Genomic DNA, 26,409 nt, shown 5'->3' with positions numbered 1-26,409 from the left:
TCAGGAGGATATGATGATGTTAAGAATCTACGAAAAAATGTATGAAAAGAAAAAAACAACAGCACAAAAGGCTGTTCAACTGGTTGAACCGGGAGAAGGCATTATTTTCCCGATAATGCCAGGCGAACCGCCAGCTCTATTGGAAGCGTTACCTATGAACGGGGAGCTGAGCGGCAACACCTTGTACCGTATGCTGCCAAGCTTTCCGACTGTGGATATTTCTCCAAATAAATTAAAGCAAGTATCGATTTTTTTATCGGGTATGGATCGAAAAGGTTTTAACCAAGGGAATATAGACTTGTTGCCTAATCATTTTTCTGATATACCGGCCTTGCTCAAAAGACGAACAAATCGGCCAGTTATTATGGCAACCGTATCGCCTATGGATGAAGAGGGAAATTTCTCATTGGGCACTAGTCCTTCTTATGTAGCTTCATTGATTAAAGATGCTAAAACTATAATTCTTGAAGTGAATAAGCACATGCCGCGGACGTTTGGTGAAAAAAACACGATTCATATCAGTGAAGTGGCGGCTTTAGTTGAACATGACTTTGAGCTTCCGACATTGCCAAACCCAAAATTAAGTGAAAAAGATTTGGCGATCGGTAAAATTATTGCTGAAACAGTTAAAGATGGCGATACAGTTCAAATCGGGTTCGGATCGATGCCGAATGCTGTAATGGAATACTTAATGGACAAACGTAATTTAGGTATCCACAGTGAAATGCTGCCTGATAAAATCGTTGATTTATATGAAGAAGGGGTCGTCAACAACAAATACAAAACGACTTATCCAACAAAAACAGTTTCAACCTTTGCAATCGGTTCAAAACGATTATATGAATTTATGGACAATAACCCAGATATATTAATGCTGCCATGTGATGTAACCAATGATATCCGCGAAATTGCTAAAATTGATAATTTAAAGGCCATCAATTCATCCGTTGAAGTTGACTTTTTAGGACAATGCAACTCAGAGATGGTGAAAGGAACTTATTATTCATCGACAGGCGGGCAAGCAGACTTCACAAAAGGCGTTAGATTGTCTAACAACGGCCGTGGAATCATTTGTCTCTATTCAACAGCTAAAAAAGACAGTATCTCAACTATTGTGCCAGAACTGGCCCTCGGTTCTGCTGTCTCGACTTCCAAAAATGATATTGATACAATCGTGACGGAATATGGAAAAGCTGAATTGATAGGGAAAACAGTACAAGAGCGAACAGAGTCTCTTATCGAAGTAGCCCATCCAAATTTTAGGGAAGAACTACGACAAAAAGCGATTGAAAAATGCTTTATTACAGAAGCAAAAAATAATGAAAAAGAAGAAACATTGGCAATGATGTGAAATTCTTAAAAAATTAAAAACGTTCTAAGTCTTTATATGACAATAAAGAGCACTGCTTTAGGTTCAAATGAATCTAAGGCAGTGCTTTTTTTCATTAGAGAGATTTTTTTACGTTTATTCTTCTTTTTCTCGGATAGCGCCTTTCAATGCATTTGAATCGGACGGCGGATCGCTAAGAATGTTGCGGACGTCGTCTAAATCTGCTTCAACATTCCAAAGCAAGATACCCACAGGTTTATCGTCTTTAAGGTAATAAACAACTTTTCCGTCGCCGACTTTATTGATCAACGTATCCAGCTCAGGATCTAAGGTTCCAATAGCTTTCCAAGAGATATCAAATACGACAGAATAGAAGTAAGGAGTGTGTGTATAAGGTTCATCTGCTCCGGCCATCGCTTTTCCAACAGCTTCTCCTGAATTTCGCGCATGATCGACGTGTTCGATTCGGTTTTTGCCTAAAATCTTATCTGGATAAGCAGCGATATCTCCGGCGGCATAGATATCGGGATCTTCAGTCCGCAAATACTCATCAACAACGACACCGTCTTCTACTGTTAAGCCGCTTTCTTTTGCCAGTGAGACACGAGGGGAAACGCCCAGACCGCTTACGATAGCGTCAGCTTCTAGTTCGGAACCGTCATCAAGTGTCAATGTTAGTTTATCATCTTCTTTTCGATAGGATGTAGCGCGTTTTCCATTTACAAGTGTGACACCTACTTTTCGGAAAGCTGCTTCATATTCTTTAGCGATTTCTTCAGGAAACTGCTTGCTTCCAAGTACTTCATCAGGGTAGATCAGCGTGACCCTAGTCTCATTTTGGACTAAACCAGCTGCTAATTCGGCCCCGATATATCCGCCTCCAACTACTAAGATATGCCGATTATGGCCGGAAAGTTCACGGAGTCTTCGGTAGTCTGTCCAGTTCCTAAAGAAAATCGCACGGTCATCTTCAGGACCGTCAATTTTAGCTGGTTCGCTGCCTGTTGCCAAGAGTAATTTGTTATAGCCGATAATCGTTCCGTCTTCCAGATGAACTGTGTGCATGTCTCGGTTGATTGCTGTTACAACGGTTTCTAATTCAATCACAGCACCCGTTTCATCTTCTGTATTAAGCGAAACTTGATCCTCTGTAAACTCATCGTCTGTCCATAATTTTTTCGTTAAGGCAGGGCGTGTGTAAGGCGCATCCACATCTGCTGAAAGGATGCCGATTGTACCGATTTTATCCAGTTCGCGTATTCCTTTCGCAGCATAACCGGCGACCATTCCACCTCCAATAATTAAGTAATCATAAGGATGGTTAGCTTGTTGTGTCCGTTGAATATCATTTTTTGGTTGTTTTCCCACTGATTATTTCTCCTTTCTTAGCTTAAATAGTTGCAACTGATCCAGAGTCTACGCGGTAATTAGAGCCATTGACAAAAGAAGCCTTTTCAGAGCAGAGGAAGGCAATAACGGCAGCTACTTCTTCTGTTTGCCCGCGGCGTTTAAGTTCCATATAAGGTCTCTTTTTATCCAGAAACGATTGAATCGCTTCGTCTTTTGACACGTTTAACTCTTTAGAACGTTTATCCATCATGGCATCGGTCATCGGTGTCTCAATGAAAGCTGGTGAAACGGTGTTGACCAGCAGTCCTTCACGAGCATAAGTGCGCGACAGTCCTTTTGCAAAAGCAAGAATCCCGGCTTTTGCACAGCAATAAGGCAATTCATCATCGTAAGGTTGTACAGCATCTTCAGAAGCTATTAAGACAAGTCTGCCCCAGCCGCCATCTCTTAAGTCTGGTAAGAATTCTTTTACCACACGAACAGGTCCGAGCAAATCAACTTCAAGTGTCGATTCCCAGCCCTCCATATCGATTTCATGAAAAAGTCCCTGCGCACCGGTGATGCCGGCTGATTGAACCAAGATATCGATTTTGCCGACTTCTTCTGCAATTTTATCGTGCATCGTTTTCAGCTCTTCGCTACTGGTAATGTCTGCTGCATAATGAAAAAGCTTATCATTCGTTCCCATTTTAGCCGCGGCTTGTTCTAATTTCTCTTGCTTTTTACCCGTAAGAATAACCGTAGTGCCTTCTTCTAAAAGAACACGAGCGGTTTCCCAACCAATGCCCGAACTTGATCCAGTGACCAAAGCTATTTTTCCCTCAATACCTAAATCCATGCTGCTTTCCTCCTCAATGATTTGTCTGCTGATTTGAATAATCGGGTGAATTCGCTAACATTTATCTGTTACTTAAAATGGTACTATTCTATCTGATCAAATACAATTATTACGCATTATGGACATTTAGATGCATCATCAACAATTCCCACTGCAATCCCAGACACAAAAAGGAAAATGTTCATCAGGCTATTATTTTTGTTATTAGTATAGATAAAGTATACTAGTAGTAAGATAACCAAGAGATTAGTCTGATTTAAAGGAGACTAAAGTGAAATGAGGTGAAGAAAATGTTCACAGACAGACGTTTAACAGAAGCTTATAAAAAAGCTAGAGTGGAATATTTTGATGAGGATTCAAAATATGTGTTTTTTAGTGATGTCCATCGAGGAGATGGCAGTATGTCAGATGAATTTACACGAAATCGGAATATTTATCTTCATGCTTTAAAACATTATTATGAAAATAATTTTACTTATATTGAAGCGGGAGACGGAGATGAAATGTTAGAGTATTCAGATTTTAAATACACTAAAAATGCTCACCGCGAAGTATTTGATATCATAAAAAAGTTTTTCGATAAAAAGCGTTTGATACGGTTATATGGCAATCATGATATATTTTTGAAGAATAAAAAATTCGTTGAAGAGAATTACTATACAAATTACGATGAATACAATGAAGTGTTTTTTGATTTTCTTAAAGGGCTTAAACCAGTTGAGGCATTAGTATTAAGAAACTTAGAAACAGGTCAGGAAATTTTAACGGTACATGGCCATCAAGGAGATGCACCTAACGATCAATTTGCGTTTTTTACGATGCTTTCTCTCAAATTTTTTTGGCGGTTTCTCCATGGATTTGGCATAAGGAATCCGTCAAGTCCGATAAAAAATGTCTCTAAGCGGCATAAAATTGAAAAGAACTTTAACAAATGGATTAAAAAGAATAAGATGATGCTGATTTGTGGACATACCCATCGATTTAAATACCCAAAAGACAAGGAGCTGCCTTATTTCAATACAGGTTGTTGTGTCTACCCAACTTTTATTACAGCAATTGAACTTACAGAAGGAAAAATTCAATTAGTGCGTTGGGCAATCAAAGTGAGTCCAGATGGCGTATTGACGATCGAAAAAGAAATAATGAGAGGACCAGAACCTGTTGAAGAGTTTGATATACGATAAGTAGCAATTAATAAAATAAAGCGGAGGCTAAGAGGTAATATTCCTAGCCTCTTTTTTTTGAGAAGAAAAAAATCTTAAGCAGAACTTTCAGTTTTAGCTCAAAGAAAAAACCGATTTTGTAAGCGTTTTTATTCATTCTATATGCCTATAGAATACGTCAATTATCCTAACCGAACAATAAGGGGTACAATGAATTTGTAAAACGCTTACACAAAAAGTTGTTAAGGAAAGGGATGTAGATATGTCTAAAAAAAACGGGACAACATTTAATTTAGATCACATTGTAGAGAGCTATAAAAAAGAATTTCCTTTTTATCAAGTTTTAGATAAAGCAGGAAAAGTCACCAATTCAGAATTAGAACCTGACTTATCAGATGAAGAATTAACGGAATTGATGCGTCGGATGGTTTGGGCAAGAGCCTACGATCAACGAGTCACTCTATTGAACCGTCAGGGAGCTCTAGGAAACTACGCTCCAAGCGGAGGACAAGAAGCCAGCCAGATTGCTACTCACTACGCTTTAGGAGATGGAGATTTTTTTGCGGGAACCTATCGAGACCTGGTTCCGCTGATTTTTCATGGACTGCCGTTAGAAAAAGCTTTCTTATGGTATAAAGGCCATATGAAAGGAAACGAATATCCAGAAGATCTGAATGCATATGTTCCGCAAGTTATCGTCGGTGGTCATATCACTCACGCGATGGGTGTAGCATTGGGAATGAAAAAAAGAAATAAAAACAATATTGTCCTTTCAATGAATGGAGATGGAGCAACTTCTCAAGGAGACTTTTACGAAGGTATAAACTTTGCGGGAGTTTATAACGTTCCATATGTGATCGTTATTCAAAATAACCGCTATGGAATATCTGTTCCGCTTGAAGAACAGACAAAAGCAGAAACACTTGCGCAAAAAGCAGTAGCAGCCGGAATTCCTGGTATTCAAGTAGATGGTATGGACCCATTGGCGATGTATGCAGCTGTATCAGCAGCACGCGACCATGCATTGGCTGGTAAAGGTCCAGTTGTTATTGAAGCTTTAACATATCGTTTTGGACCACATACGATGTCTGACGATCCAACGCGTTACCGTAGAGAAAAAGAGTTAGCAGAATGGGAAGAAAAAGATCCACTGATTCGCATGAGAAATTACTTAATGGAAAAAGGATTGTGGAGTGAAGAGCAAGAAGACGAGGTCATTGAGACATGTAAAAAAGAAATCAAAGAAGCCGTGACAGCGATCGGGAAAGTTGAAAAACAAAAAGTATCTGATTTCTTGAAGAACATGTATGAAGTTTCCCCTCAAAATATACAAGAGCAAATTGCATCGTACGAAGAAAAGGAGATGTCACAAAATGACTGAGAAAACAATTGTTCAAGCCATTAATGATGCCTTAGATTACAAATTGGAGAATGATGAAAACACATTGATTTATGGAGAAGACGTAGGTCCTAATGGAGGCGTTTTCAGAGTAACCGATGGATTGCAGACCAAACACGGAAAAGAGCGAGTATTTGATACCCCATTAGCTGAATCAGGTATTTTAGGGATGTCTATCGGTCTTGCAACTGAAGGATTTAGACCGATTCCGGAGATTCAATTTTCAGGATTTATTTTAGAAGCAATGGACCCTATAATTGCTCAATTTTCCCGTATGCGTTATCGGACAGCTAATACCAGAAACATGCCGATCACGGTCAGAGCACCTTATGGAGGAGGCGTCCATACTCCCGAACTTCATTCAGATAATCTTGAAGGAATCTTGTCACAGGTTCCCGGCATGCGGATTGTTATTCCAAGCAACCCTTACGATGCAAAAGGACTATTGATTTCTTCAATCGAGAGCAATGATCCGGTTATTTTCTTAGAACATTTAAAACTCTACCGTTCGATTAAACAAGATATTCCAGACGAAGATTACCGCGTGCCGTTAGATAAGGCTGCAATCACACGAGAAGGGTCAGATGTGACAGTAGTAACTTACGGTTTAATGGTCAGCGAATCATTGAAAGCTGCTCAAACGTTAGAAAAAGAAGGTATTTCTGTTGAAGTTCTTGATTTGAGAACCGTATCCCCAGTAGATATGGAAACAATCGTTGAATCGATCAAGAAAACTGGACGTGTTGTTGTAGTCCAAGAAGCGCAAAGACAATCAGGTGTTGCAGGGCAAATCATGTCTGAAATCGGAGAACGAGCATTTATGTATCTAGAAGCTCCAGTTTGCAGAGTGACAGCTCCAGATACTGTCTTCCCATTTGGGGCAGCAGAAGCAGAATGGATTCCTAATGCTAGTGATATTGCAAATAAAATCAAAGAAACGGTTGAATTCTAACCAGAAATAAGGAGGGCGTACAAATGACCTATTCATTCATACTACCAGATAGTGGTGAAGGAATTCATGAAAGCGAAATCGTGACTTGGGATGTAAAACCGGGTGATAAAGTAAAAGAAGATGATATTTTAGCAGAAATTCAAAGTGATAAAGCAGTGATCGGTTTGCCATCCCCTGTATCAGGCACGGTAACTAAGATATTGGTTGCTGAAGGCGAAATTGCTAAAGTAGGAGACCCAATCGTAGAAATTGAAATCGACGGAAAAAGCGACAATGTCAAAGAAGATGAAGAAACGCTGCAAAAAGATGATCCGCAAGAAAATGAAGTGGTAAAAGAAGGCACCGATACGGTAGCAATCGAACATGAAGATGTTAGCCACTTAAAACCTGGTAAAGAATCCATTGAACCTAGCAAAGAAGCTGCGTCGACTTCTCGCAAGCAACATTCTAATACTGATATCAGAATGCTGGCCATTCCATCTGTCAGAAAATACGCACGCGAAAAAGAAGTGGATTTAACACAAGTTCCGGCAACAGGTAAAAATAATCGAGTCACACGTGAAGACATTGATCATTATTTGGCTTCAGGTGTTTCAAAACCAGCTGCTGAACCGAAAAAAGAAGCTGTTCCATCTGCGTGGCAAGAAGAACCCGCTAAAACAGCTCCAGCTTCAACTGGAAAAGAACGAAGAGTGAAAATGTCAGGAACACGTAAAGCTATTGCTAAAGCAATGGTAAATAGCAAAGCTACTTCTCCGCATGTAACGGTACTGGATCGAGTTAACGTAGAAAAACTGGTGGAACATAGAGAACGGTTTAAAGTTATCGCTAAAGAAGAAGGAATCAAGTTGACTTATTCAGCTTATTTTGTCAAAGCTTTAGTTGCTGTTTTATCCCGTTATCCAGAATTGAATGCATCAATCGACGAAACAACAGATGAAATCGTCTACCATGATTACTTTAATGTCGGTATTGCAACGAATACTGATAAAGGACTGTTCGTACCGATAATTCGTGATGCAGAACGCAAGAGTCTGTTCACGATTGCTGAAGAAATGGCAGAAAATACGGAAAAAGCTATAAATGGAACTTTAACGAGAGCAGATATGGAGAATGGTTCAATGACAATCACAAACGTTGGCTCAGTAGCGACGAGCGGGGTATGGTCCACACCAATCATCAATCAGCCCGAAGTTGCTATTTTAGGGATGGCAAGAATCGAAGATGAAGTAATCCCAGATGAAAATAGACAGCCCATCGTAGTTCCAATGCTGAAAATCTCATTCGGCTTTGACCACCGGATTATTGACGGCGTAACAGCACAACAAGCAATCAATGATTTGAAAAAGTTTTTAGCAGACCCAGAACTGCTTTTTGTGAAAGGATGATGAGTAACTTATGGTAGTAGGAGATTTTGCAGAAGAGTTAGAAACAGTCGTTATTGGTTCCGGACCAGGGGGGTACGTAGCAGCTATTCGCGCTGCTCAATTGGGACAATCAGTAACATTGATCGAACGAGGAAACATTGGCGGTGTGTGTTTAAACGTCGGATGTATTCCTTCTAAAGCACTGATTCATGCTGGCGAAGAGTACCAATCTTCTTTAAACGCTTCATCAACAGGGATCCAAAACAAAGAAACTACGATTGATTTCAAAAAAACACAAGCTTGGAAAAACAAAAAAGTTGTACAGCCTTTAACCAAGGGTGTCGAACAATTGTTGAAGAAAAATAACGTTTCTATCATTAAAGGAGAAGCTTATTTCGTCAACAGCCAAACCCTTCATGTGATGTTTGATGAAGAAAAAGGACAAACATACAAATTCGAAAAGGCAATTATTGCCACAGGCAGCCGGCCGATAGAGCTGAAATCCTTTAAGTTTGGAGAACGCATCATCGACTCTACAGGAGCGCTGAGCTTGACCGAGATACCTAAAAAAATGATTGTTATCGGGGGAGGCTACATCGGAACTGAACTGGCCGGAGCTTATGCTAAACTAGGAACAGAAGTCACGATTTTAGAAGGAATGGACCAAATCTTGATGGGATTTGAAAAAGATATGGTGAAACTAGTTGAGCAGAATTTCAAACGCAAAAACGTGACAGTAGTTACAAATGCGATGGCTAAATCAGCTGAACAAAATGAACAGCAAGTAACCGTTACTTATGAAGCAGACGGAGCAGAAAAACAACTTGAAGCAGACTATGTATTAGTTTCAGTTGGGCGTCGGCCAAATACGGATGATATCGGATTAGATATCGCAGGTATCGAAACCGACGGTAAAGGCTTTATCCAAGTAGATGAACAAGGAAGAACAAATAAGAAGAATATTTTTGCTATCGGTGATATTGTTCCTGGTTTAGCCTTGGCACACAAAGCAAGCTACGAAGCTAAAGTTGCTGCAGAAGCTATTTCTGGAAGCAAAGGAGCAGCGGTTGACTACTTAGCTATGCCGGCTGTCTGCTTTACTGATCCTGAATTGGCAACTGTCGGATTTACAGAAAAAGAAGCAAAAGAAAAAGGATTTGAAGTGAAAACCAGCAAGTTTCCGCTGGCCGGGAATGGACGTGCTTTGTCGTTGAACAAAGCAGAAGGGTTCATCCGCTTAGTAACAGAAAAAGAGAGCCAGGCATTGCTGGGAGCGCAAGTTGCCGGTGTTAATGCCAGCGATTTGATTGCTGAATTGGGCTTAGCTGTTGAGAATGGATTAACGGCTGAAGATATTGCGTTAACGATCCATAGTCATCCTTCACTAGGAGAAAGTATTATGGATGCTGCTGAATTAGCCTTAGGACAGCCGATCCATATTTAACTGAGCATCACCACAGCAAGAAAATAAGTGAAGGGCTTTAAGAAATCAAGAAATGACTGAAAGTCCTTCCTTATATTTGTTATGGAATTTCTCATAAAAAAAGGAGAATGGATCATGGAAACTGAGAGACTTACCCCTAAAAAGTATGCAATGAATGTATTAAACGGTCTAGCCATTGGGACAGTTGTTGCTTTAATTCCTGGAGCATTACTAGGAGAGTTGTTTAAAGCATTGCTTCCGGTATTTCCTCAAGGAGAATTTGTGTTGAACGCTACGTCCATGTCTAATTCGATGTTAGGACTGGTTGTCGGTGTGTTAGTCGGAATAAACTTTAAGTTTACTCCTATTCAGTCTACTTCTCTAGGATTAGCAGCTGTTTTAGGCGGCGGAGCTGTTCAATTTACTGCAGAAGGAATGACTTTAAATGGTACTGGAGATGTGATCAACGTAGGTCTGACTGCAGCTATTGCAGCTGGATTGATTTTAGTGTTAGGTAACCGCTTAAAAGCCTACACGATACTTTTGATTCCTCCAATTTCTTTAATTGTCGGCGGCGGAGCGGGGCTGTTTATTTTGCCTTATGTAAAGAGTATTACCACGCTTATCGGTCATTTGACCGCACAACTGCTGAATTTCCAGCCAATCGTTATGTCTGTGTTGATTGCCATCATTTTCTCTATTTTAATTGTTTCTCCTATTACTACAGTAGGAATAGCGTTAGCTATTTCATTAGTAGGAATTGGTTCAGGAGCAGGAAACCTAGGCGTTTGTGCTGCCGGCTTCGGATTAGCAGTTGCTGGATGGAGAGTCAATCCTATCGGAACAAGTTTGGCGCATTTTATTGGTTCGCCAAAAGTATCAATGTCGAACGTATTTGCTAAGCCCAAGATTATGCTGCCAATCATTTGCAATGCAGCTTGTTTAGGTGCACTAGCCGCTATCTTTAACATCCAAGGTACACCGATGAGTGCAGGATTTGGCTTTAGTGGGTTGGTAGGACCCGTAAACCACCTGAATATCGCAGGATGGTCAGTAGGCAACATCATTGTGACAATTCTCGTTTTTCTAGTGGCACCTATCGTATTTGGTGTTGGATTCAACCATTTATTTACTAAAATCTGGCCGATTATTTCGCCAGAAGATTACAAATTAGAATTAGCATAGGCAGGAGGCAGCAAAATGATTCAAAGTTTCAAAGAATTGCAGCAAGAATTGATGCAAAAAAAAATGAACCTAAGAAAGTCGCCGTTGTTAAAGCTGCCAGCAGACATGCTTTAGAAAGCATTTTTGAACTGGCAGAAGAAAATTTGGTCATTCCGTATTTGATTGGTGATGAAGAAGCCATCAAAAAGCATCTGTCAGAAATAACGATTAAAAATGCATCGTATATTATCGTGCATGCTGAAACAGATACAGAAGCAGCTTTTAAAGGAATTCAATTGGCAAAAGAAGGTCAAGTCGAGTTCATTATGAAAGGCGATTTGCAGACAGGAACGTTGTTGAAAGAAGTAGTGAATCATGAAACAGGCATTCGCAAACAAAAAGTACTGTCTCATTTAGCTTTGATTGAAGTCCCTGCTTACCCAAAGCTTATTGGAGTAACCGATGGGGGAATGGTTTTAACTCCCGACATTGAACAGAAAAAGGCCATTATCAAAAATGCTTCAGAAGTGATGCAGGCTTTAGGTTATCAGAAGGCCAAGTTTGCCGTTCTGTCCGCTGCAGAAGTCGTACAGCCAAAACTCCCGGCTTCTGTTGATGCTGCAGAACTGACCAAAGAATTTTCTCATGCACCAGACATGATTGTTGAAGGCCCGATTTCTTTGGATATTGCATTAAGCCCGGAAGCAGCCGGCGAGAAACGGTATCAAGGAAAAATACAAGGAGATACAGACGTGTTAGTAGCGCCAGACATTGTATCAGGCAACGCTCTTTCTAAAAGTATGACTCTTTTAGCTGGCGGAAAAATGGCTGGTATCATTGTGGGAGCTGAAGTTCCTATCATTTTGACTTCCAGAAGTTCTTCAGCTGCAGAGAAAAGAAATTCGCTTCTGCTGGCTCTCAAAGTTAGTCAAGGAGCTAATAAGAAAGGAGTATCTGAATAAAATGACAGATCATATACTAGCTATTAATCCCGGTGCTACTTCTACTAAAATCGGGTATTTTGAAGATGATGTCCTGCAATGGAAACATGAACTAACTTATTCTTATGAAAAAGTGGCTGAATACCAGACTATTATGGAACAATATGGATTTCGTTACCAAGACATTGCTGATTACTTAACGACTAAAAATTTGTCAGCAGGTTCTCTAGATGCCGTTGTTGGGCGAGGAGGATTGTTGCCTCCAGTCGATGCAGGGGCGTACTTGGTTAATGATGCCATTATGGATTGTTTGAAGAACCGCCCTATTTTAGAACATGCATCTAATTTAGGAGCGAGCCTTGCAAAAGGGATTTCTGAAAAATTTGGTACTCTTGAATGCCAAGCCTATATCTATGACCCGGTGACGGTTGACCAAATGGAAGACGTGGCTCGTATATCAGGTTTGGCACTGATTGAACGAAAAAGTATCGGACATGTTTTAAATATGCGGGCTGTTTGTATGAAGGTTGCTGAAGACGAGCTGAAAAAACCTTATGAAGAAAGCAACTTTGTAGTGGCACATGTAGGAGGAGGCAGCTCTGCTAGCGCTCACCAAAAAGGGCGGATGATCGATTTGATTTCAGATGATGAAGGATTGTTTTCAGCAGAACGTACCGGCGGACTACCGTTAAAAGAAGTTATCCCGCTGTGCTACAGCTACTCTAGACAAGAAATGACAGATCTGACTAGGAAAAAAGGCGGGCTTGTTTCTTACTTTGGCACAAATGATGCACGAGCCATTGAAAAAAAAGCTCAACAAGGGGATGCAAAAGCTAAAATCGTCTTGGAAGCAATGGCTTACCAAATCGCAAAAACAATTGGTGAGTTAGCTACCGTTCTTTATGGAAAAGTAGACGGTATCATTTTAACAGGAGGTCTGGCTCATTCTGCTCGTATTACAGAATTAGTTAAAGAAAGAACTTCTTTCCTTGCTCCTGTATACATTGTTCCTGGAGAAGAAGAATTGACAGCTTTAGCCAAGGGTGCGCGACGTGTATTGACTGGACAAGAAAAAGCAAATATTTTTCGAGAACTTGCTTATAATTAAATCTTTAAACACAAAAGAAGCTGAGGAGTTTTCTCAACTTCTTTTTTTACTATTATTGAACCAAAACACACTTTAAAAGAGGTTGTTTATTTCTAAGTAGGTCCTTGTCGCTGTTTATTTCATTTTTAACCACCATAGTATTATAGAGCATGCTGTTTTTTTGATGTGAAAAATAAGAGCAGCTAATTTTTTTTCATAAAGTTAACGAAACGGATAGCATGTTCTTCCAAATTTTGATTTTTTTTATAAGCGATGCCTATTTCAAAAAAATTTGCTTTATCTTTTAAAGGAATCCATTTCAAATTTTTAAAATTGCTGATTCTCTCCAATGCTTGAGGCATTAAAGTTAAAGCCTTTGTTGTCAAGGTATTCTGTAAAAGAACTTCCCAATTCTTATTAGTAAAGATTATGTTAGGATGGAACCCAGATTCCGAACAACGTTCGTGGAGAATGTTCCCCAGTACATAATCATTAGAAAAAGAGCAAATATCATAACCTTTTAAATCTTTGATTTCAATAGTTTCTTTTTGTGCAAGCGGATGATCAAAAGGCAAAACGACAGAAACAGTATATTGGGAATGAGAAGTATTTAACCGTTCTATCTCAATAGAGGATTCATAATTAGGAAAAGAAACCAAGCCAATATCTATTTCATTTTGAGCAAGTTTCTCTTGGATTTCAACAGACCCGCTTTGAACAAATGTTAGTTCAACTTCAGGATTCATAGTTGTAAATTGAACGATTTGTTCCATATATTGGATAACGAAAAGAACGGTGATACCCACTTTCAAGTTTTTCTTCCCAGGTTTCATTTTATGCATATCTTCGATTAAGCCTTCAAATTCATCTAAGACTTTTTGTCCGCGCGTCAGTAGCTTTTCTCCTTTTTCTGTTAACTGAAGTCCTTGTTTAGTTTGAAAAAATAAATGAGCATTAAACTCTTCTTCCAATTGTTGAATATTCCAACTTAAAGTAGGTTGTGTGACAAATAAACTTTTTGCAGCTGCAGTATAACTTCTAGTATTAGCAATTGTGATGAAATACTTTAATTGACGAAGTTCCATTGTTTACTCCTTTCCTTTTAAAAAACATTGTCTAATACCTAACAATATTAAACTGAAGACGGTTGCTTTGGAAAACGCTTACTTATATAGTGAGTTTACCATATATCCCTAATCAATGGATTAAAAAAAGATGAGACCATTTTGAAACTTCTTGAAAACCCAAAATTCTAATGTGTGAGGAAACCGAAGATTTGTTTAAAAAATTTATAGTTAGTGAGAATGAAAAATATTGTTTATATGGGTAATAAAGTATACTATTACCATAAATAGAACTAAGAAAAGACGAAAGACATAAAGTGGTATCAAATGAAGAAAAATATTGGAATAGTGTTGTTGACGCTCAGCAACATCCTATCGACGCTAACCGTTTTTGCCATCGCTGGTTTGTTAGCATATCTTAATACACTTGCATTAGAGAACGCAGCAAGTTCAACAAATTGGGATACTCCGATAAATTGGGTAACTATCTTATTTGAATTGGTTAAGTGGTTTAGTTTCTATCAAGTAGTTTTCAAAAAAAGTTTAACCTGGATAAAGATTTATATTGTACTTGCCTTGGTTCTAGTACTGACTAGTGCAGCGTTATTATTTCCATTGTTAGCCACGGTATTTTCTATCCTAGCATTATTTTTATTGTTTTTGGTACTGCTTTTGATTATTTTGTATGCAACTTCAATTGTTTTATTATTCTCATCCATTAAGAAACCAGCAGAGATTCATATTTAAACAAGGTAAAGCTTTAAAAAATGAATAAGGGAAGAGAGGTTATCGACATGAACGTCATATTAAAGGAAGAAAATTACCTTGATCACCTTGCTGTAACATATACTGACTCGAAATTTGAGAAAGGAAAGACGATTATTGGACAAAAAATTGGTGCAAACTTTTTCTATTGCATCTACATAGGTGAATCTTTTTTTGTGGTTACAGCTACTAGTACTGCGACGTTTGATTTTTATGATTCTTTCAAACGAGATATAAGCGAGCTGTTGAACCTAGATATAAAAGAAAACCTATTTACTATTAGAATATTATTAACGTTAAACGAAAAAATAGACGGTCAATACACCATTACGGAACGAAAATTTAAAACGTCAAAACTGTTGCTAACGGATTTTAATAAAAAAAATACGAGAGACTTCATGAGTCATCAAAAAACGGATAATTAAAGAAGCTAGTTGGTTTAGTGAGGTTTTTCTTTTAGTTTAAGGCTTAGCAGAAACCTTAGATTAAAAATAGAATCTGACATTATAGAAAACAATCGTTAATAGGAGGTTGGAGTGCAATGCTATTTATTATTGATATGCAAAATGATTTTGTTGATAACGAAAAAGGGAAATTACCAGTACCTGGTGCAGCCGCAATTGTTCCAAAAATCATCCAAGAAATAAAGAAACAAGAAGAACAAGGCGAATCAATTTATTATACTTTGGATCAACACGATACAGAAGACGATGAGCGTTCTAAAGAAGAAAAACAATGGGGTATGGACTTGTATCTTCCTTTAAAAGAGGCTTTGAAAAATCACACAGCTATTAAGAAAACTTTTCATTCTATCTCGCCGGAAGATGCAGCTGAACTGAAAAAAGAATACGGAGAAGATCCTGATAGACTTATTGAATTTGTCGGTGTTGAAACAAATGTCTGTGTCCTCTCAAATGCGGTGATGCTTCACACATCATTTCCTCTAGCCTCAATTCGGATTTTAAAAGATATGTGTGTGGGTACAACACCTGAACTTCATCAAGCAGCTTTGGATGTTATGAAGAGCTTAAAAATGGAAGTGCAAACTTCAGATGAAACCTAAACATCGAAGAAGTGTGTTCGTTTGTAGAAATCAGGAGAAAGAAACCTTTAAATTAGAAAGGCGATAGCCAATGGAGTATTATATCAAGCAGAAAATATTTTCTTGGAATGACCGGTTTACAATTAAAAACAACCAAGGACAAGATGTTTATTCAGTAGAAGGCGAACTCTTTTCATGGGGAAAGAAATTGCATGTGCAAGATATGAGCGGAAACGAAGTACTGTATATCGAACAACGGCTGTGGCGGTTTTTGCCTACGTATTCATTGTTTATTGAAGATAAAGAAGTGGCTGCAGTGATCAAAGAACTCACTTTTTTAAGACCGCGTTACACAATTGAAGGCCCTTCTTGGAATGTAGAAGGTTCTTTTTGGGAACATAATTATCAAATCGTAGAACAAGGAAGAGTGATTGCAGATATTTCTAAAGAGTGGCTGAGCTGGGGGGATGCCTATGCACTGAACATTAGCGATGAAACCAATGTGTTAGCAGCTTTAGGCGTAATCATTGTTATCGATTGTGTGATGGCAAGTCAGCGAGCCGCTGGCAGCAGTGGTTCATAAAAAGAAAAATTTATCAACACATGACATATAGAGAGAAAAATAAATAATAAAATAAACTCTCTATAAAATGTGAATAAAACTATTAGTTTATTGAAAGAACTTAAGCTCATAAACTAAAAAAACAGGTACTAGCGGTTTTACTCCCTAGCGCCTGTTTTTTATTTAAAACTCTTCATATTCAGCTGGATCTTGATTCTTGTTGCGTCCATCTGGTTTGTTTAAGGCAGAGATCAGAGTCATTTCTTCGTCAGTCAATACAAAATCAAAAATCGATAAGTTGTCTAATTGGTGTTTAAATGAAGAGGACTTAGGAATCGGAATAGAACCTAATTGGATATGCCAACGTAAAATGGTTTGCGAAATAGATTTTTTGTGGGTATCTGCGATTTCTTTGATGGCTTTATTTTGCAAGATATCGTTGGCTCTGCCTAAAGGACTCCAAGATTGTGTTTGAATACCCTGTTCTTTGTTCCAAGCGAGTTGTTTTTCTTGAGTAAAATAAGGATGGAGTTCGATTTGATTGATACTTGGCAATACGTCTGTTTCTTTTTCTAATCGTTTTAAATGTTCTGGCAAAAAGTTAGAAACGCCGATTGAACGAATCAAACCAAACTTTTGTGCATCAATTAAGGCTTGCCATGCTTCTATATACTGGTCTTGTTTAGGGTTAGGCCAATGAATCAAATAAAGGTCATAGTAATCAAGCCCTGCCCGGTAAAGGGATTCTTGGATAGCAGTGACGGCATCATCATACAGGTGGTAACGACCAGGAAGTTTTGAGGTTACCACTAATTTTTCGCGGGGAACAGAACTGCGCTTGATGGCTTGTCCAACGGTTGCTTCGTTTTCGTAATTATAGGCGGTATCGATTAAACGGTAACCCGCAGCAATGGCATTTTCAATAGCATTAACTCCACGTGCTCCTTTTATAGTATACGTACCAAAGCCAATATTGGGCATAATTAATCCATCGTTCAATGTGATTTCTGGAACATTTTTATCCATATCATCTCTCCTCTTAAAATGCTGGTTCTACAATAGAAGTTTACCATGTAAAAAAATGGCTGCAAGGAAATGCTTTAACGGTTTAGATTTATAATTTGAGAAGATTGCAGAACAATTCTTTTTTGGAAAAAGCGCTTAAAAAAATAATAAACTGTCCGATATAAACAAAGAGTAAATTGTCGCGAAAATAAAGCCGGTTTTTGCCATAGCTGAAAATAAGAGAATGAATGAAAGACAAACTCTGGATAACGCTTTGTTGAGAACCAATAATAAGAGGAGGATTTTTAAGTGGTCCGTAAAGAGAGAAAGAATAAAGTGGAAAAAATGAAGTCCCAGAAAAAAAGTATCGGCATGAATGTGGGCATAACCTTGTTTTTAGTTGTGATTATACCTGTTATTATTGTTTTATTGACGAGCTACAACAGTACAAAAGCTTCATTGACACAGCGTGTTGAAACGGGTGAGAAAAGCAGCACGACACAGTTCGCTACTCAATTAGATTGGATCGGGCAAGAATTAGAGGATACGTTAGAAATATTAGCTCAAAAACCTGATTTTTGGGAATTGTCGGAAGATGCTGCACTTGAAGAAAGTATTTCAGAAGATCTATTATTTGTTGAGACGAGTAGTTTATACATAGAACATGCTTATTATGTGCCGGTAGGGGAAGGCATAATTGGTGAAGGACTCGATGAATCAATAGACAATACTACTCGAGAATGGTATCAGCGGGCCGTCGAGCGGCACGGCGCACTTTATTGGAGCGAAGCCTATACGGATGCGGGAACTGGAAAACCTGTAATGACTATTTCTAAAGCGATTGTCCGTGATGGCGAAGTTTACGGGGTATTAGGGTTTGATTTGAGTTTTGAAAAAATCAATAAATTGATTACTTCTTCTCAAGTTGGAAATACCGGAGAATTTTTTGTGATTACTGATAAAGGAACGTATGTGATGGCAAAAGACCCTGAAAAGATAGGGAAAGATGTCTCAGATAAACCACTCTTTACACAAATAGTCGGTCAAGCCGGCTTTGTTCATGACGATGCTTATAATAAAGACATTGACCTTTATTATAAAGAAGTCGATAGACTAGGAATGATCGTTTATGGAGCTGTTCACCCAGAAGAAATGGCTGATGAAAACAAAGCGAGCCTTAATAGCGCTTTAATCGTTTTATTGGTTTCTTTAGTCATTGCGTTAATTGCAGCTGTCTTATTCTCAAAATACATTAAGAAATTAACCACTGCTTTAACGAACGCTTTTAGCAAAGTCCAAGACGGTGATTTAACCGCTCAAATGACAGCAAAAGACATTATGATCTTGCCTAGAATGAAATGGTTTAGAAATAAAAAAGAAACTAGAACAGAAGGAAAAGAACTTGATCGAAATGGAAATGAATTGCATCAAATCGCCCTTTCATTCAATGAAATGGTGCACAATTTTAGAATAATGGTTGGCGGTATCCAAGAAAATAGTCATAAGATAATCGATATGTCGACTACCCTAACAGAGATTGCGAAACAAACGAGTTCAGCAACAGAAGAAGTTTCAGAGACGATCACAGGAATCGCTGAAGCAACAAGTATCCAAACCCAAGATGCAGAAGAAACTTCAGGTAAAATGGAAGAACTATCAAAAGTCTTAGGGAAAGTAGAACAAAACATTCAAAAAATGGGGCAAAGTGCTGATGACACAACAGTAGCCAATGGACGAAACAGTGAGAAAATGTTCCATGTCTATGAAAACTGGCAAGCGAATATTGAAATGATGGTGCAGTTAACGGAAAGCATTAATGTAGTCGTTGCAGAAATCCAAAGCATCGAAAACATCAGCCAAGTAATCAGCGGTATTTCTGCCCAAACCAACTTGTTAGCACTGAATGCTTCGATTGAAGCGGCTCGTGCAGGCGAATCTGGCAGAGGGTTTGCTGTGGTAGCAGACGAAGTCAGGAAACTAGCTGAACAAAGTGCTCAATCCACTAAAAATATTGGGGACATCATTAAAACTGTTCAAAAAAGTTCTCAAACCATGATTTCGAAAATGAATCAATCTTTTGAAGAAAGTGAAAAACAAACACACACGATCGATGAAGCAATCGATTCTGCTAATACAGTAACCGATCAAATGGAAGTTTTAGTAGAAAACATTATCAGTGTGGCCGGTTTAAGCAGCCAAATCGAATCTCATAAAGATGAAGCCGTTTCAGCTGTTGAAAATATTGCTGCATCCGCACAAGAAAACTCAGCTGGAACACAAGAAGTGTCTGCGAATGCAGAAGAAATTTTGGCAACGATGGAAGAATTTTCTGCCAGCATTGCAGATTTGGATAATATTGCTAAACAATTAAATGAAGAAGCCAAACAGTTTAAAATTAATTGACCTTTATTTTGAATGACCAAAGAGTGTGCTGATTTATTCAGCTTATAACAGGAGAAATCAGTGGTGATCCGGCAGTATGGGCAGAAATAAAAAGGTTCTGCCTGTACCAAAGGTCCCACTGGTTTTCTGTTATTCTGCTATGAAAAATAAGTACATCAAAACTCGACAGTACCATAAAAAAGAAACTATGCAGGAGGAACAACATGGAAAAGTTTATTGTTTTTACCAGCGGCGCTCAAAATTTTGCGATCCCGATAACAGATGTGGAAAAAATCATCATGATGGAAGATCCGACAAGAATTCCTGATACCTCATCCTATTTACTAGGAGCTATTCCATATAGCGACCGGCTCTTGCCGATTGTTGATTTATCTGAACGGCTGTTTAAACAGCTGACGCCTTTAACACCAAAAACAAAAGTCATTGTAGCCGAATGGAAAGAACTGAAAATCGGATTAGTGGTAGATGATGTCCTTGCTGTCAATAATTTTGAAGAAATTCCGGCTGATGAAGCAGAAGCGGCTGAAGAAATGAGAGGCGCAGCAAAATATGTACGTGCGCTGTTTAAAACAGAAGCAGGGATCATTTTGGTATTAGATGTGGATGCTCTCTTTTCAACAGAAAATGAAAAAGAACTGATTGAACTCATCAATAAATAAGGTAAACTAAAAAAGCGAACGGTAAGACAAAGGATTGGGGAAAGAGGCATGATGAACGAAATAAAAGTAGGTATCTCAGACTACAAAGTAGCACGGATGCCTCAAACGCTGATGACGATTGGGTTAGGTTCGTGCGTAGGAGTAGCGATCTATGACCCAAAAACAAAAGTCGGCGGCTTGAGTCATATCATGCTGCCAGACAGCAGCTCATTTAAAGGAGCCAATAAAATTGAGAAATTTGCTGATTTAGCGATTCCACAAATGGTTGCAGAAATTAGAAACCAGACAAAAAACCAGAAATTAATTGCTAAAATTGCCGGCGGAGCCAGTATGTTTCAAGTGTCGAAAGACGCGTATAAAGGCAGTATCGGCGATCGCAATGTTTTAGCAGTAGAACGCAGCCTGAAAGAAATGGGCATACCCTTACTCGGCACACATACCGGCGGAAATATGGGCAGAACGATGATCGTAGATTTAACGACATTTACAGTCAAGGTCCGAATGGTCAACAGAGAAATTATTGTATTGTAAAGCGGACAGGAGAGACTTAAAAGATGGGGATCAAAGTGTTGGTCGTGGATGATTCTGCATTCATGAGAAAAATAATAACAGAGACGATATCGGAAATAGCAGGACTGGAAATTGTCGGAACTGCAAGAAATGGCCGGGATGCTTTAAAAGCTATTCCAGCACTTAAACCAGATATCGTGACGTTAGATATCGAAATGCCAGGTTTAAATGGACTGGAAACACTTGAAATCATTAAACAGGAATTTCATATTCCAGTTGTGATGATGAGCTCTCATAGCGGAGAAGATAATACCATCGAAGCTTTAGAATTAGGGGCAATGGATTTTATCGAAAAACCGGTTGATTTGAAAAATCAAATAGAAGAATTTAAAAAAGAAATCGAAAGAAAAATCAAACCACTGTTTGAAACAAAAGAAGTAGCAGGTCTGCTAAAGCCGCTTGCTAAAAAAGCGGCACAAAAAGAATGGCAGCAGGCCGTTCCGAAAAAAGTGAAAGCTATTGTGATCGGCGCTTCTACTGGGGGACCAAAAGCCTTATTGCATGTTGTGCGCAATTTGCCAGAAAGCTTGGATATTCCTGTTTTTATCGTTCAGCACATGCCTAAAGGTTTTACAGCTTCTTTTGCTGAACGGTTGGATATGAAATCAACGGTAACCGTTGTTGAAGCACAAGAAGGTATGCAGATTCAAAATGGAGTCGTCTATTTGGCTCCGGGTGATTATCATATGACGATTGAACAAAATAAGATCAAACTGGATAGTTCGCCAAAAATTTTAGGTGTAAGGCCGGCAGTCGATTATTTGTTTCAATCGGCAGCTGCTGTTTATGAAGAGGCGTTAGTGAGTGTTATTTTGACTGGAATGGGGCATGATGGAAGTGCCGGAATGAGTGAAATCAAAAGAAAAGGCGGTTTTACACTGGCTCAAGACCGCGAAACATCTGTCGTCTACGGAATGCCGGGCAATGCAGTGAAAAAAGGTGTTGTAGATGAAGTTGCCAGCTTAACAGAGATATCTGAAATGATAAATTGGATAGTAAGGGTGAGACAATGAAATTAAACTACGATTATTTTTATGATTGGACTAAAGCAAACCTGAATATCAATCTGGACGGGTATAAAGAAAAACAGTTGCAAAGACGGATTGCCAGCGTAATGAAAAATGCGGGCGCTGTTACATTGGAAGACTATTCACGGAAAATACAAAAAGACCCAGCCGTTAAGCAACAATTTTTAGATTACATTACTATCAATGTTACAGATTTTTTTCGGAATCAGGATATTTTTGAAGAATTTGAAAAGCAAATGCTGGTATTGTCTGCAGAATTTCCTGCGATGAAAATCTGGAGTGCTGCTTGTTCTACCGGAGCAGAAGCTTACTCGATGGCAATGATTCTAGACAAGCATAAAATGCGGACATCAGACAAAATCTTAGCGACAGATATCGATGATACTATTCTAAAACGGGCCAAATTGGGTGTATACAAAACACATGAAATGAAAAATGTTTCAGCAACGGACCGCAACAGTTATTTTGAAGAAAAAGAAGGCAACTATCACTTGAAATCGAACATTAAAAATAATGTACAATTTAAAAAACATGATTTGATTGCCGATAAATTTGGCAAAGGATTCCACATCATTGTTTGCCGGAATGTCACTATTTACTTTAAAAATGAAGTCAAAGAAGAGCTGTATCAAAAATTCAGCGATTCGCTTGTACCTGGCGGACTGTTCTTTACCGGAGCAACCGAAGCTATCTATAGTCCAGAAGTTTATGGACTCAAAAAAGTGTCCGCATTTATCTACGAAAAAATGTAGGATGCAAAAGAGGATGCGGAGCGTCATCACACTGATTGGCACCCATCTTCGCTTCGGCCGATCCATATAAGCACGTATAAAAAAGGAGGGATACTTATGGATGAAAATAGTAAGTACCTTGAATTGTTTTTTGAGGAAACAGATGAACATTTACAAAGTTTAAATGAACAAGTACTTGAATTAGAGAAACATCCAGAACAATCAGAAATAGTCGATGTGATGTTCAGATCAGCCCATACCATCAAAGGAATGGCCGCAACCATGGGCTTTGATACAATGGCAAAGCTGACGCATAAAATGGAAAATGTCTTTGATTTGCTGAAAAAGAAATCCATTCAAGTTAACGAAAAATCGATTGCGCTTATCTTCGATTGTTTGGATACCTTATCAGATTTAGTCGAAGACTTAAGAGAAGGTAATGAAGCCGATCGAGATATTACAACACTGGTTGAGCAGCTTGATGCAGTCGCTGACGGAAAAAACACTGCAGCAGAAGAAAAAAGTGAAGAAGAGCCCGAAGAAAAGGATGAAGATTTTAATCTAACGTTACATACACTGGACGATTCCAATAGACAAGTTATTGAAAGCGCAAAAGAAAGCGGCTTTAATGCTTATGTGGTAGCTGTGAAAGTAGCGGAAGACAGCAGCATGAAAAACGCACGTGTTTTCTTGGTCATGAGTAAGCTGGAACAACATGGAGATGTGCTTTATGTCGAACCGAATGCAGAGGTATTGGAAAACGAAGATTTCGGGACGGTTTTTAAACTGATTTTTCTAAGCAAATTAGAAGAAGAAGAGGTTAAGAATCTTGCATTAGATAACAGCGAAATTGAAGATGTCTTGATTCAAACCATCACTGAAACAACTCTTGAAACAGACGCGCTGATCCATGAGGCAGCCGTTGAAGAAGATGAAAAACCTGTAACCCTAACAGAAGATGTGCTTGTTCCAGACAAAGCAGCTCCGAAAACTAAAGCGCCGCAAAAGCAAGCGATGAATCATTCTGTTCGAGTCGACATTGAAAAACTGGATACGTTTATGAACTTAGTATCGGAATTGGTTATTTACCGTACACAATTGGAAGATATCAGTTCGCAAGTTCAAGCGTCAGAACTGGAAGAGCCGCTGGAACAAGTTGCCAGAATCAGCGCTGATTTGCAAGAGCTGGTTTTAAAAATCAGAATGCAGCCAGTCAGTGCAGTGATGAGTCGTTTCCCAAGAATGGTTCGGGATTTGGGTAATGACTTAGGCAAAGAGTTTGAACTGGTGATCGAAGGAGAAGACACAGAATTGGATCGGACAGTGGTTTCTGAATTAGGAGAACCGTTGATTCATTTGATTCGGAATGCTGCCGACCATGGAGTGGAAATGCCTGAAAAGAGATTGGAACTTGGGAAAAATCCTAAAGGGCAAATTAAAATCACGGCTTATCAAGAAGGCAATCGCGTCGTTTTAACCGTTTCCGATGATGGAAAAGGTGTTGATCCGGCTGCTGTGAAAGCAAGTGCGGAACGCAAAGGCATAGCGACAGAAGGCTTAAGCGATAAAGAATTGCAACAGCTGATTTTTCATGCAGGATTTTCTACAGCTAAAGAAGTAACCAGTATTTCTGGTAGAGGCGTAGGAATGGATGTAGTCAAACAAAAAATCAATACATTGGGTGGAACTATTGAAATTGACAGTGTCATCAATCGAGGAACAGTCTTCAAAGTGAATTTACCGTTGACGTTATCTATTATCCAAGCGTTGTTGATCAAAGTTGGCAATGAAGTATTTGCTATGCCGCTTGGAAACGTTCAAAAAATCATTAAACCAAAATCAGTTGAAATCATTCAAGTTCACAACCGTGAAATTTATATGTTTGAAAATACAGCTGTACCTGTCGTTCGGTTAAATGAAGCATTTGATATTGCAGCTGTTGATGACGAAAACCTTCATTTGATTTTAGTCAAACAAGGCGAAAAACAGTATGCATTGGTTGTAGATGATATCATTAGACAACAAGAAATTGCTATTAAAAAATTAGGCAAAGAATTGAGTATGCTGAAAAAATACCTCGGAGCTACTATTATGGGAAATGGCGGAATCATTATGATTCTAGATATTGCCAGCATTTGCCAGGCTAGTGCTAGTCAGGAGGACGACCTTGAATACTGATTATTCTGTTCTTGAACTGGATGCACTTAAAGAAATCATCAACATTGGCGGCGGCAATGCCGCCACCAGTTTGTCACAATTGATAGACAAGCCGGTCAATATGACGGTTCCCATCATTGAAATGCTGGAGTACTCAGAGCTTTACGAACAAATCATGCCCGAAGATGCGGTGGTTAAAGCCGTTTTGACGAAAATGCTTGGAGATGCAGAAGGAATATTCCTATTCACTGTCGATGAAGCTGCTTCTGACAGTATCGTGACGATGATGATGCCTGATGGAGTCGTTGCTACAGAACAATTAGCTGACTCAGCTTTGCAAGAACTGGTCAATATTCTGGTCAACTCTTTTCTGAATGCGATTATCAAATTATTGGATATTCACCTAATAACTTCTGTGCCGCTATTGACAAAAGATATGTTTGGAGCGATTATGAGTAGTGTCTATTTAGAACAAGGACAATACGAAGAAAATGTTATGATTATTAAAAATGAATTTTACTATGCAGGAGATCGTTTAGAGTCTTCATTATATTTTGTTCCCAAGCCGGGAATATTAGAAAAAATGTTTACATTATTAGGAGTCGGAGGAGAATAACAAATGACAAAAAAAGTGATGGTAGTAGACGATGCAACATTTATGAGAATGAAACTGAAGGATATTCTAGAAAAAAATGGCTATCAAGTGGTGGCAGAAGCTCAAAACGGATTGGAAGCAATTGAAAAATATAAAGCAGAAAAACCAGATTTGGTTACGATGGATATTACTATGCCAGAAATGGACGGCGTCGAAGCCTTAAAAGCCATAAAAGCATTCGATTCAGCAGCTAAAGTAGTGATGTGCAGTGCAATGGGGCAACAAGGAATGGTAATGGACGCCATTCGTTCAGGAGCAGTAGATTTCATTGTAAAACCTTTCGATACAGACCGTGTTATCAAAGCCTTAGATAAAGCTATGTTGTAGGGTGAGCAGATGATGCAAATAATTATTTTCACACTAAATAAGAAGTATTATGCTTTTTCTTCTGAAAGTGTAGAAGAAATAACCAAAAAGATGCCTTGGACGGCTATCCCGCAATCTCCAAAATGGGTTCAAGGATTGATCAATTTAAGAGGAAACGTCATTACCCTGATAAATTTTTATGAACTGCTCTTCCCTACTGATGTATCTGAAGAATTATGTTACAATAACATCATCATTGTGAAAAAAGATGAAGAAAAACTTGCATTCATGGTGGATAATGTTGCATGGGTTACGGAAATAGACCCAGCAGATATTCAAGAGCTTGAGCACCAAGCTGAAGATAAAGTATCCGGATTGATTCAAGTGAAAGATCAGATAGTGAATATAATCAATATGGAGACACTATTTTATAAAAATGAGGGATAGT

Annotated in this window: 26 protein-coding genes; 22 read left to right on the top strand and 4 right to left on the bottom strand. The window is 38.7% G+C overall.

Features of this window, described 5'->3' with window-relative positions:
- Positions 1 to 10: 10 nt before the first annotated feature.
- Entirely contained in the window at positions 11 to 1,351 is a 1,341-nt protein-coding gene (locus NY10_RS07240; RefSeq protein ID WP_231726714.1) for an acetyl-CoA hydrolase/transferase family protein, read from the top strand.
- Between the two features lie 114 nt (positions 1,352 to 1,465).
- Here NY10_RS07240 and NY10_RS07235 read toward each other — a convergent pair whose 3' ends face one another.
- Together NY10_RS07235 and NY10_RS07230 are read right to left on the bottom strand one after the other, a co-directional pair.
- Complete coding sequence (locus NY10_RS07235) at positions 1,466 to 2,617, bottom strand: NAD(P)/FAD-dependent oxidoreductase (protein WP_082664272.1); 1,152 nt, start codon at positions 2,615 to 2,617, stop codon at positions 1,466 to 1,468.
- Positions 2,618 to 2,720: 103 nt separating this feature from the next.
- Positions 2,721 to 3,518 carry an SDR family NAD(P)-dependent oxidoreductase gene (locus NY10_RS07230; protein WP_058919337.1) on the bottom strand — a complete coding sequence of 266 codons (798 nt, stop codon included), beginning with the start codon at positions 3,516 to 3,518 and terminating at the stop codon, positions 2,721 to 2,723.
- A 290-nt stretch (positions 3,519 to 3,808) separates the two neighbouring features.
- On the opposite strand from NY10_RS07230, the gene NY10_RS07225 reads away from it, so the two are divergent.
- The 8 genes from NY10_RS07225 (at position 3,809) to buk (ending at position 13,035) form a co-directional block, all read left to right on the top strand.
- Positions 3,809 to 4,702 (top strand): metallophosphoesterase, encoded by an 894-nt coding sequence (locus NY10_RS07225; protein WP_058919336.1) that lies wholly within the window; start codon positions 3,809 to 3,811, stop codon positions 4,700 to 4,702.
- 241 nt (positions 4,703 to 4,943) lie between these two features.
- On the top strand, positions 4,944 to 6,062 hold the full coding sequence (pdhA, locus tag NY10_RS07220; protein ID WP_058919335.1) for a pyruvate dehydrogenase (acetyl-transferring) E1 component subunit alpha: 1,119 nt from the start codon (positions 4,944 to 4,946) through the stop codon (positions 6,060 to 6,062).
- Positions 6,055 to 7,032, top strand: coding sequence for an alpha-ketoacid dehydrogenase subunit beta (locus NY10_RS07215; RefSeq protein WP_058919334.1), 978 nt, complete (start codon positions 6,055 to 6,057; stop codon positions 7,030 to 7,032). The genes pdhA and NY10_RS07215 overlap by 8 nt, the downstream gene beginning before the upstream one ends.
- A 23-nt stretch (positions 7,033 to 7,055) precedes the next feature.
- The gene (locus tag NY10_RS07210) at positions 7,056 to 8,420 is read left to right on the top strand and encodes a dihydrolipoamide acetyltransferase family protein (protein ID WP_058919333.1); all 1,365 of its coding nucleotides are present in this window, start codon (positions 7,056 to 7,058) and stop codon (positions 8,418 to 8,420) included.
- A 10-nt stretch (positions 8,421 to 8,430) separates the two neighbouring features.
- Positions 8,431 to 9,843 carry a dihydrolipoyl dehydrogenase gene (gene lpdA, locus NY10_RS07205; protein WP_058919332.1) on the top strand — a complete coding sequence of 471 codons (1,413 nt, stop codon included), beginning with the start codon at positions 8,431 to 8,433 and terminating at the stop codon, positions 9,841 to 9,843.
- Between the two features lie 114 nt (positions 9,844 to 9,957).
- The gene (locus NY10_RS07200) at positions 9,958 to 11,007 is read left to right on the top strand and encodes a PTS sugar transporter subunit IIC (protein ID WP_197408954.1); all 1,050 of its coding nucleotides are present in this window, start codon (positions 9,958 to 9,960) and stop codon (positions 11,005 to 11,007) included.
- 143 nt (positions 11,008 to 11,150) lie between these two features.
- Complete coding sequence (locus tag NY10_RS07195; protein WP_058919331.1) at positions 11,151 to 11,948, top strand: phosphate acyltransferase; 798 nt, start codon at positions 11,151 to 11,153, stop codon at positions 11,946 to 11,948.
- 1 nt (position 11,949) lies between these two features.
- On the top strand, positions 11,950 to 13,035 hold the full coding sequence (gene buk, locus NY10_RS07190) for a butyrate kinase (RefSeq protein ID WP_058919330.1): 1,086 nt from the start codon (positions 11,950 to 11,952) through the stop codon (positions 13,033 to 13,035).
- Between the two features lie 182 nt (positions 13,036 to 13,217).
- On the opposite strand, the gene NY10_RS07185 is transcribed toward buk, so the two are convergent.
- The gene (locus NY10_RS07185; protein WP_058919329.1) at positions 13,218 to 14,099 is read right to left on the bottom strand and encodes a LysR family transcriptional regulator; all 882 of its coding nucleotides are present in this window, start codon (positions 14,097 to 14,099) and stop codon (positions 13,218 to 13,220) included.
- Between the two features lie 306 nt (positions 14,100 to 14,405).
- Between NY10_RS07185 and NY10_RS07180 the strand changes: the two genes are divergently transcribed.
- The 4 genes from NY10_RS07180 to NY10_RS07165 all read left to right on the top strand — a co-directional run bounded on the left by NY10_RS07180 (position 14,406) and on the right by NY10_RS07165 (position 16,468).
- On the top strand, positions 14,406 to 14,825 hold the full coding sequence (locus NY10_RS07180; RefSeq protein WP_058919328.1) for a hypothetical protein: 420 nt from the start codon (positions 14,406 to 14,408) through the stop codon (positions 14,823 to 14,825).
- Positions 14,826 to 14,872: 47 nt separating this feature from the next.
- Positions 14,873 to 15,268, top strand: coding sequence for a hypothetical protein (locus tag NY10_RS07175; protein ID WP_058919327.1), 396 nt, complete (start codon positions 14,873 to 14,875; stop codon positions 15,266 to 15,268).
- A gap of 116 nt (positions 15,269 to 15,384) precedes the next feature.
- Complete coding sequence (locus tag NY10_RS07170; protein WP_058919326.1) at positions 15,385 to 15,906, top strand: cysteine hydrolase family protein; 522 nt, start codon at positions 15,385 to 15,387, stop codon at positions 15,904 to 15,906.
- Positions 15,907 to 15,976: 70 nt separating this feature from the next.
- Positions 15,977 to 16,468 carry an LURP-one-related/scramblase family protein gene (locus NY10_RS07165; protein WP_058919325.1) on the top strand — a complete coding sequence of 164 codons (492 nt, stop codon included), beginning with the start codon at positions 15,977 to 15,979 and terminating at the stop codon, positions 16,466 to 16,468.
- A gap of 162 nt (positions 16,469 to 16,630) precedes the next feature.
- On the opposite strand, the gene NY10_RS07160 is transcribed toward NY10_RS07165, so the two are convergent.
- Positions 16,631 to 17,473: an aldo/keto reductase gene (locus tag NY10_RS07160; protein ID WP_058919324.1), complete on the bottom strand. Its 843-nt coding sequence runs from the start codon at positions 17,471 to 17,473 to the stop codon at positions 16,631 to 16,633.
- 324 nt (positions 17,474 to 17,797) lie between these two features.
- Here NY10_RS07160 and NY10_RS07155 point away from each other — a divergent pair, with 324 nt between their 5' ends.
- The 9 genes from NY10_RS07155 to NY10_RS07115 all read left to right on the top strand — a co-directional run bounded on the left by NY10_RS07155 (position 17,798) and on the right by NY10_RS07115 (position 26,408).
- Complete coding sequence (locus NY10_RS07155; RefSeq protein ID WP_082664271.1) at positions 17,798 to 19,855, top strand: methyl-accepting chemotaxis protein; 2,058 nt, start codon at positions 17,798 to 17,800, stop codon at positions 19,853 to 19,855.
- Between the two features lie 203 nt (positions 19,856 to 20,058).
- Complete coding sequence (locus NY10_RS07150; protein ID WP_058919323.1) at positions 20,059 to 20,514, top strand: chemotaxis protein CheW; 456 nt, start codon at positions 20,059 to 20,061, stop codon at positions 20,512 to 20,514.
- A 48-nt stretch (positions 20,515 to 20,562) separates the two neighbouring features.
- Positions 20,563 to 21,045 carry a chemotaxis protein CheD gene (locus tag NY10_RS07145; RefSeq protein WP_058919322.1) on the top strand — a complete coding sequence of 161 codons (483 nt, stop codon included), beginning with the start codon at positions 20,563 to 20,565 and terminating at the stop codon, positions 21,043 to 21,045.
- 23 nt (positions 21,046 to 21,068) lie between these two features.
- On the top strand, positions 21,069 to 22,097 hold the full coding sequence (locus NY10_RS07140; RefSeq protein WP_082664210.1) for a protein-glutamate methylesterase/protein-glutamine glutaminase: 1,029 nt from the start codon (positions 21,069 to 21,071) through the stop codon (positions 22,095 to 22,097).
- Positions 22,094 to 22,864, top strand: coding sequence for a CheR family methyltransferase (locus tag NY10_RS07135; protein WP_058919321.1), 771 nt, complete (start codon positions 22,094 to 22,096; stop codon positions 22,862 to 22,864). The genes NY10_RS07140 and NY10_RS07135 overlap by 4 nt, the downstream gene beginning before the upstream one ends.
- A 96-nt stretch (positions 22,865 to 22,960) precedes the next feature.
- A complete protein-coding gene (locus tag NY10_RS07130; RefSeq protein ID WP_058919320.1) occupies positions 22,961 to 25,021 on the top strand; it encodes a chemotaxis protein CheA in 2,061 nt (686 codons plus the stop codon).
- Positions 25,011 to 25,616, top strand: coding sequence for a chemotaxis protein CheC (locus NY10_RS07125; RefSeq protein WP_082664209.1), 606 nt, complete (start codon positions 25,011 to 25,013; stop codon positions 25,614 to 25,616). Before NY10_RS07130 ends, NY10_RS07125 begins: the two co-directional genes overlap by 11 nt.
- A 3-nt stretch (positions 25,617 to 25,619) precedes the next feature.
- Positions 25,620 to 25,982: a response regulator gene (locus NY10_RS07120; protein ID WP_058919318.1), complete on the top strand. Its 363-nt coding sequence runs from the start codon at positions 25,620 to 25,622 to the stop codon at positions 25,980 to 25,982.
- Positions 25,983 to 25,991: 9 nt separating this feature from the next.
- Complete coding sequence (locus NY10_RS07115) at positions 25,992 to 26,408, top strand: chemotaxis protein CheW (RefSeq protein ID WP_231726713.1); 417 nt, start codon at positions 25,992 to 25,994, stop codon at positions 26,406 to 26,408.
- Position 26,409: the final 1 nt, after the last annotated feature.

This window comes from Carnobacterium sp. CP1 (assembly GCF_001483965.1).
Lineage (GTDB): Bacteria > Bacillota > Bacilli > Lactobacillales > Carnobacteriaceae > Carnobacterium_A > Carnobacterium_A antarcticum.
This window is presented reverse-complemented; position numbering and strand designations above follow the sequence as displayed.

Coding starts and splice junctions, on each gene's coding strand:
- NY10_RS07175 (WP_058919327.1), top strand. CDS start 14,873: ATGAACGTCATATTAAAGGAAGAAAATTACCTTGATCACCTTGCTGTA.
- NY10_RS07140 (WP_082664210.1), top strand. CDS start 21,069: ATGGGGATCAAAGTGTTGGTCGTGGATGATTCTGCATTCATGAGAAAA.
- NY10_RS07120 (WP_058919318.1), top strand. CDS start 25,620: ATGACAAAAAAAGTGATGGTAGTAGACGATGCAACATTTATGAGAATG.
- NY10_RS07155 (WP_082664271.1), top strand. CDS start 17,798: ATGAAGTCCCAGAAAAAAAGTATCGGCATGAATGTGGGCATAACCTTG.
- NY10_RS07170 (WP_058919326.1), top strand. CDS start 15,385: ATGCTATTTATTATTGATATGCAAAATGATTTTGTTGATAACGAAAAA.
- NY10_RS07200 (WP_197408954.1), top strand. CDS start 9,958: ATGGAAACTGAGAGACTTACCCCTAAAAAGTATGCAATGAATGTATTA.
- NY10_RS07135 (WP_058919321.1), top strand. CDS start 22,094: ATGAAATTAAACTACGATTATTTTTATGATTGGACTAAAGCAAACCTG.
- NY10_RS07160 (WP_058919324.1), bottom strand. CDS start 17,473: ATGGATAAAAATGTTCCAGAAATCACATTGAACGATGGATTAATTATG.
- NY10_RS07130 (WP_058919320.1), top strand. CDS start 22,961: ATGGATGAAAATAGTAAGTACCTTGAATTGTTTTTTGAGGAAACAGAT.
- NY10_RS07180 (WP_058919328.1), top strand. CDS start 14,406: ATGAAGAAAAATATTGGAATAGTGTTGTTGACGCTCAGCAACATCCTA.
- NY10_RS07185 (WP_058919329.1), bottom strand. CDS start 14,099: ATGGAACTTCGTCAATTAAAGTATTTCATCACAATTGCTAATACTAGA.
- NY10_RS07240 (WP_231726714.1), top strand. CDS start 11: ATGATGATGTTAAGAATCTACGAAAAAATGTATGAAAAGAAAAAAACA.
- NY10_RS07165 (WP_058919325.1), top strand. CDS start 15,977: ATGGAGTATTATATCAAGCAGAAAATATTTTCTTGGAATGACCGGTTT.
- lpdA (WP_058919332.1), top strand. CDS start 8,431: ATGGTAGTAGGAGATTTTGCAGAAGAGTTAGAAACAGTCGTTATTGGT.
- NY10_RS07235 (WP_082664272.1), bottom strand. CDS start 2,617: ATGGTCGCCGGTTATGCTGCGAAAGGAATACGCGAACTGGATAAAATC.
- NY10_RS07210 (WP_058919333.1), top strand. CDS start 7,056: ATGACCTATTCATTCATACTACCAGATAGTGGTGAAGGAATTCATGAA.
- NY10_RS07215 (WP_058919334.1), top strand. CDS start 6,055: ATGACTGAGAAAACAATTGTTCAAGCCATTAATGATGCCTTAGATTAC.
- NY10_RS07225 (WP_058919336.1), top strand. CDS start 3,809: ATGTTCACAGACAGACGTTTAACAGAAGCTTATAAAAAAGCTAGAGTG.
- NY10_RS07115 (WP_231726713.1), top strand. CDS start 25,992: ATGATGCAAATAATTATTTTCACACTAAATAAGAAGTATTATGCTTTT.
- NY10_RS07145 (WP_058919322.1), top strand. CDS start 20,563: ATGATGAACGAAATAAAAGTAGGTATCTCAGACTACAAAGTAGCACGG.
- buk (WP_058919330.1), top strand. CDS start 11,950: ATGACAGATCATATACTAGCTATTAATCCCGGTGCTACTTCTACTAAA.
- pdhA (WP_058919335.1), top strand. CDS start 4,944: ATGTCTAAAAAAAACGGGACAACATTTAATTTAGATCACATTGTAGAG.
- NY10_RS07150 (WP_058919323.1), top strand. CDS start 20,059: ATGGAAAAGTTTATTGTTTTTACCAGCGGCGCTCAAAATTTTGCGATC.
- NY10_RS07230 (WP_058919337.1), bottom strand. CDS start 3,518: ATGGATTTAGGTATTGAGGGAAAAATAGCTTTGGTCACTGGATCAAGT.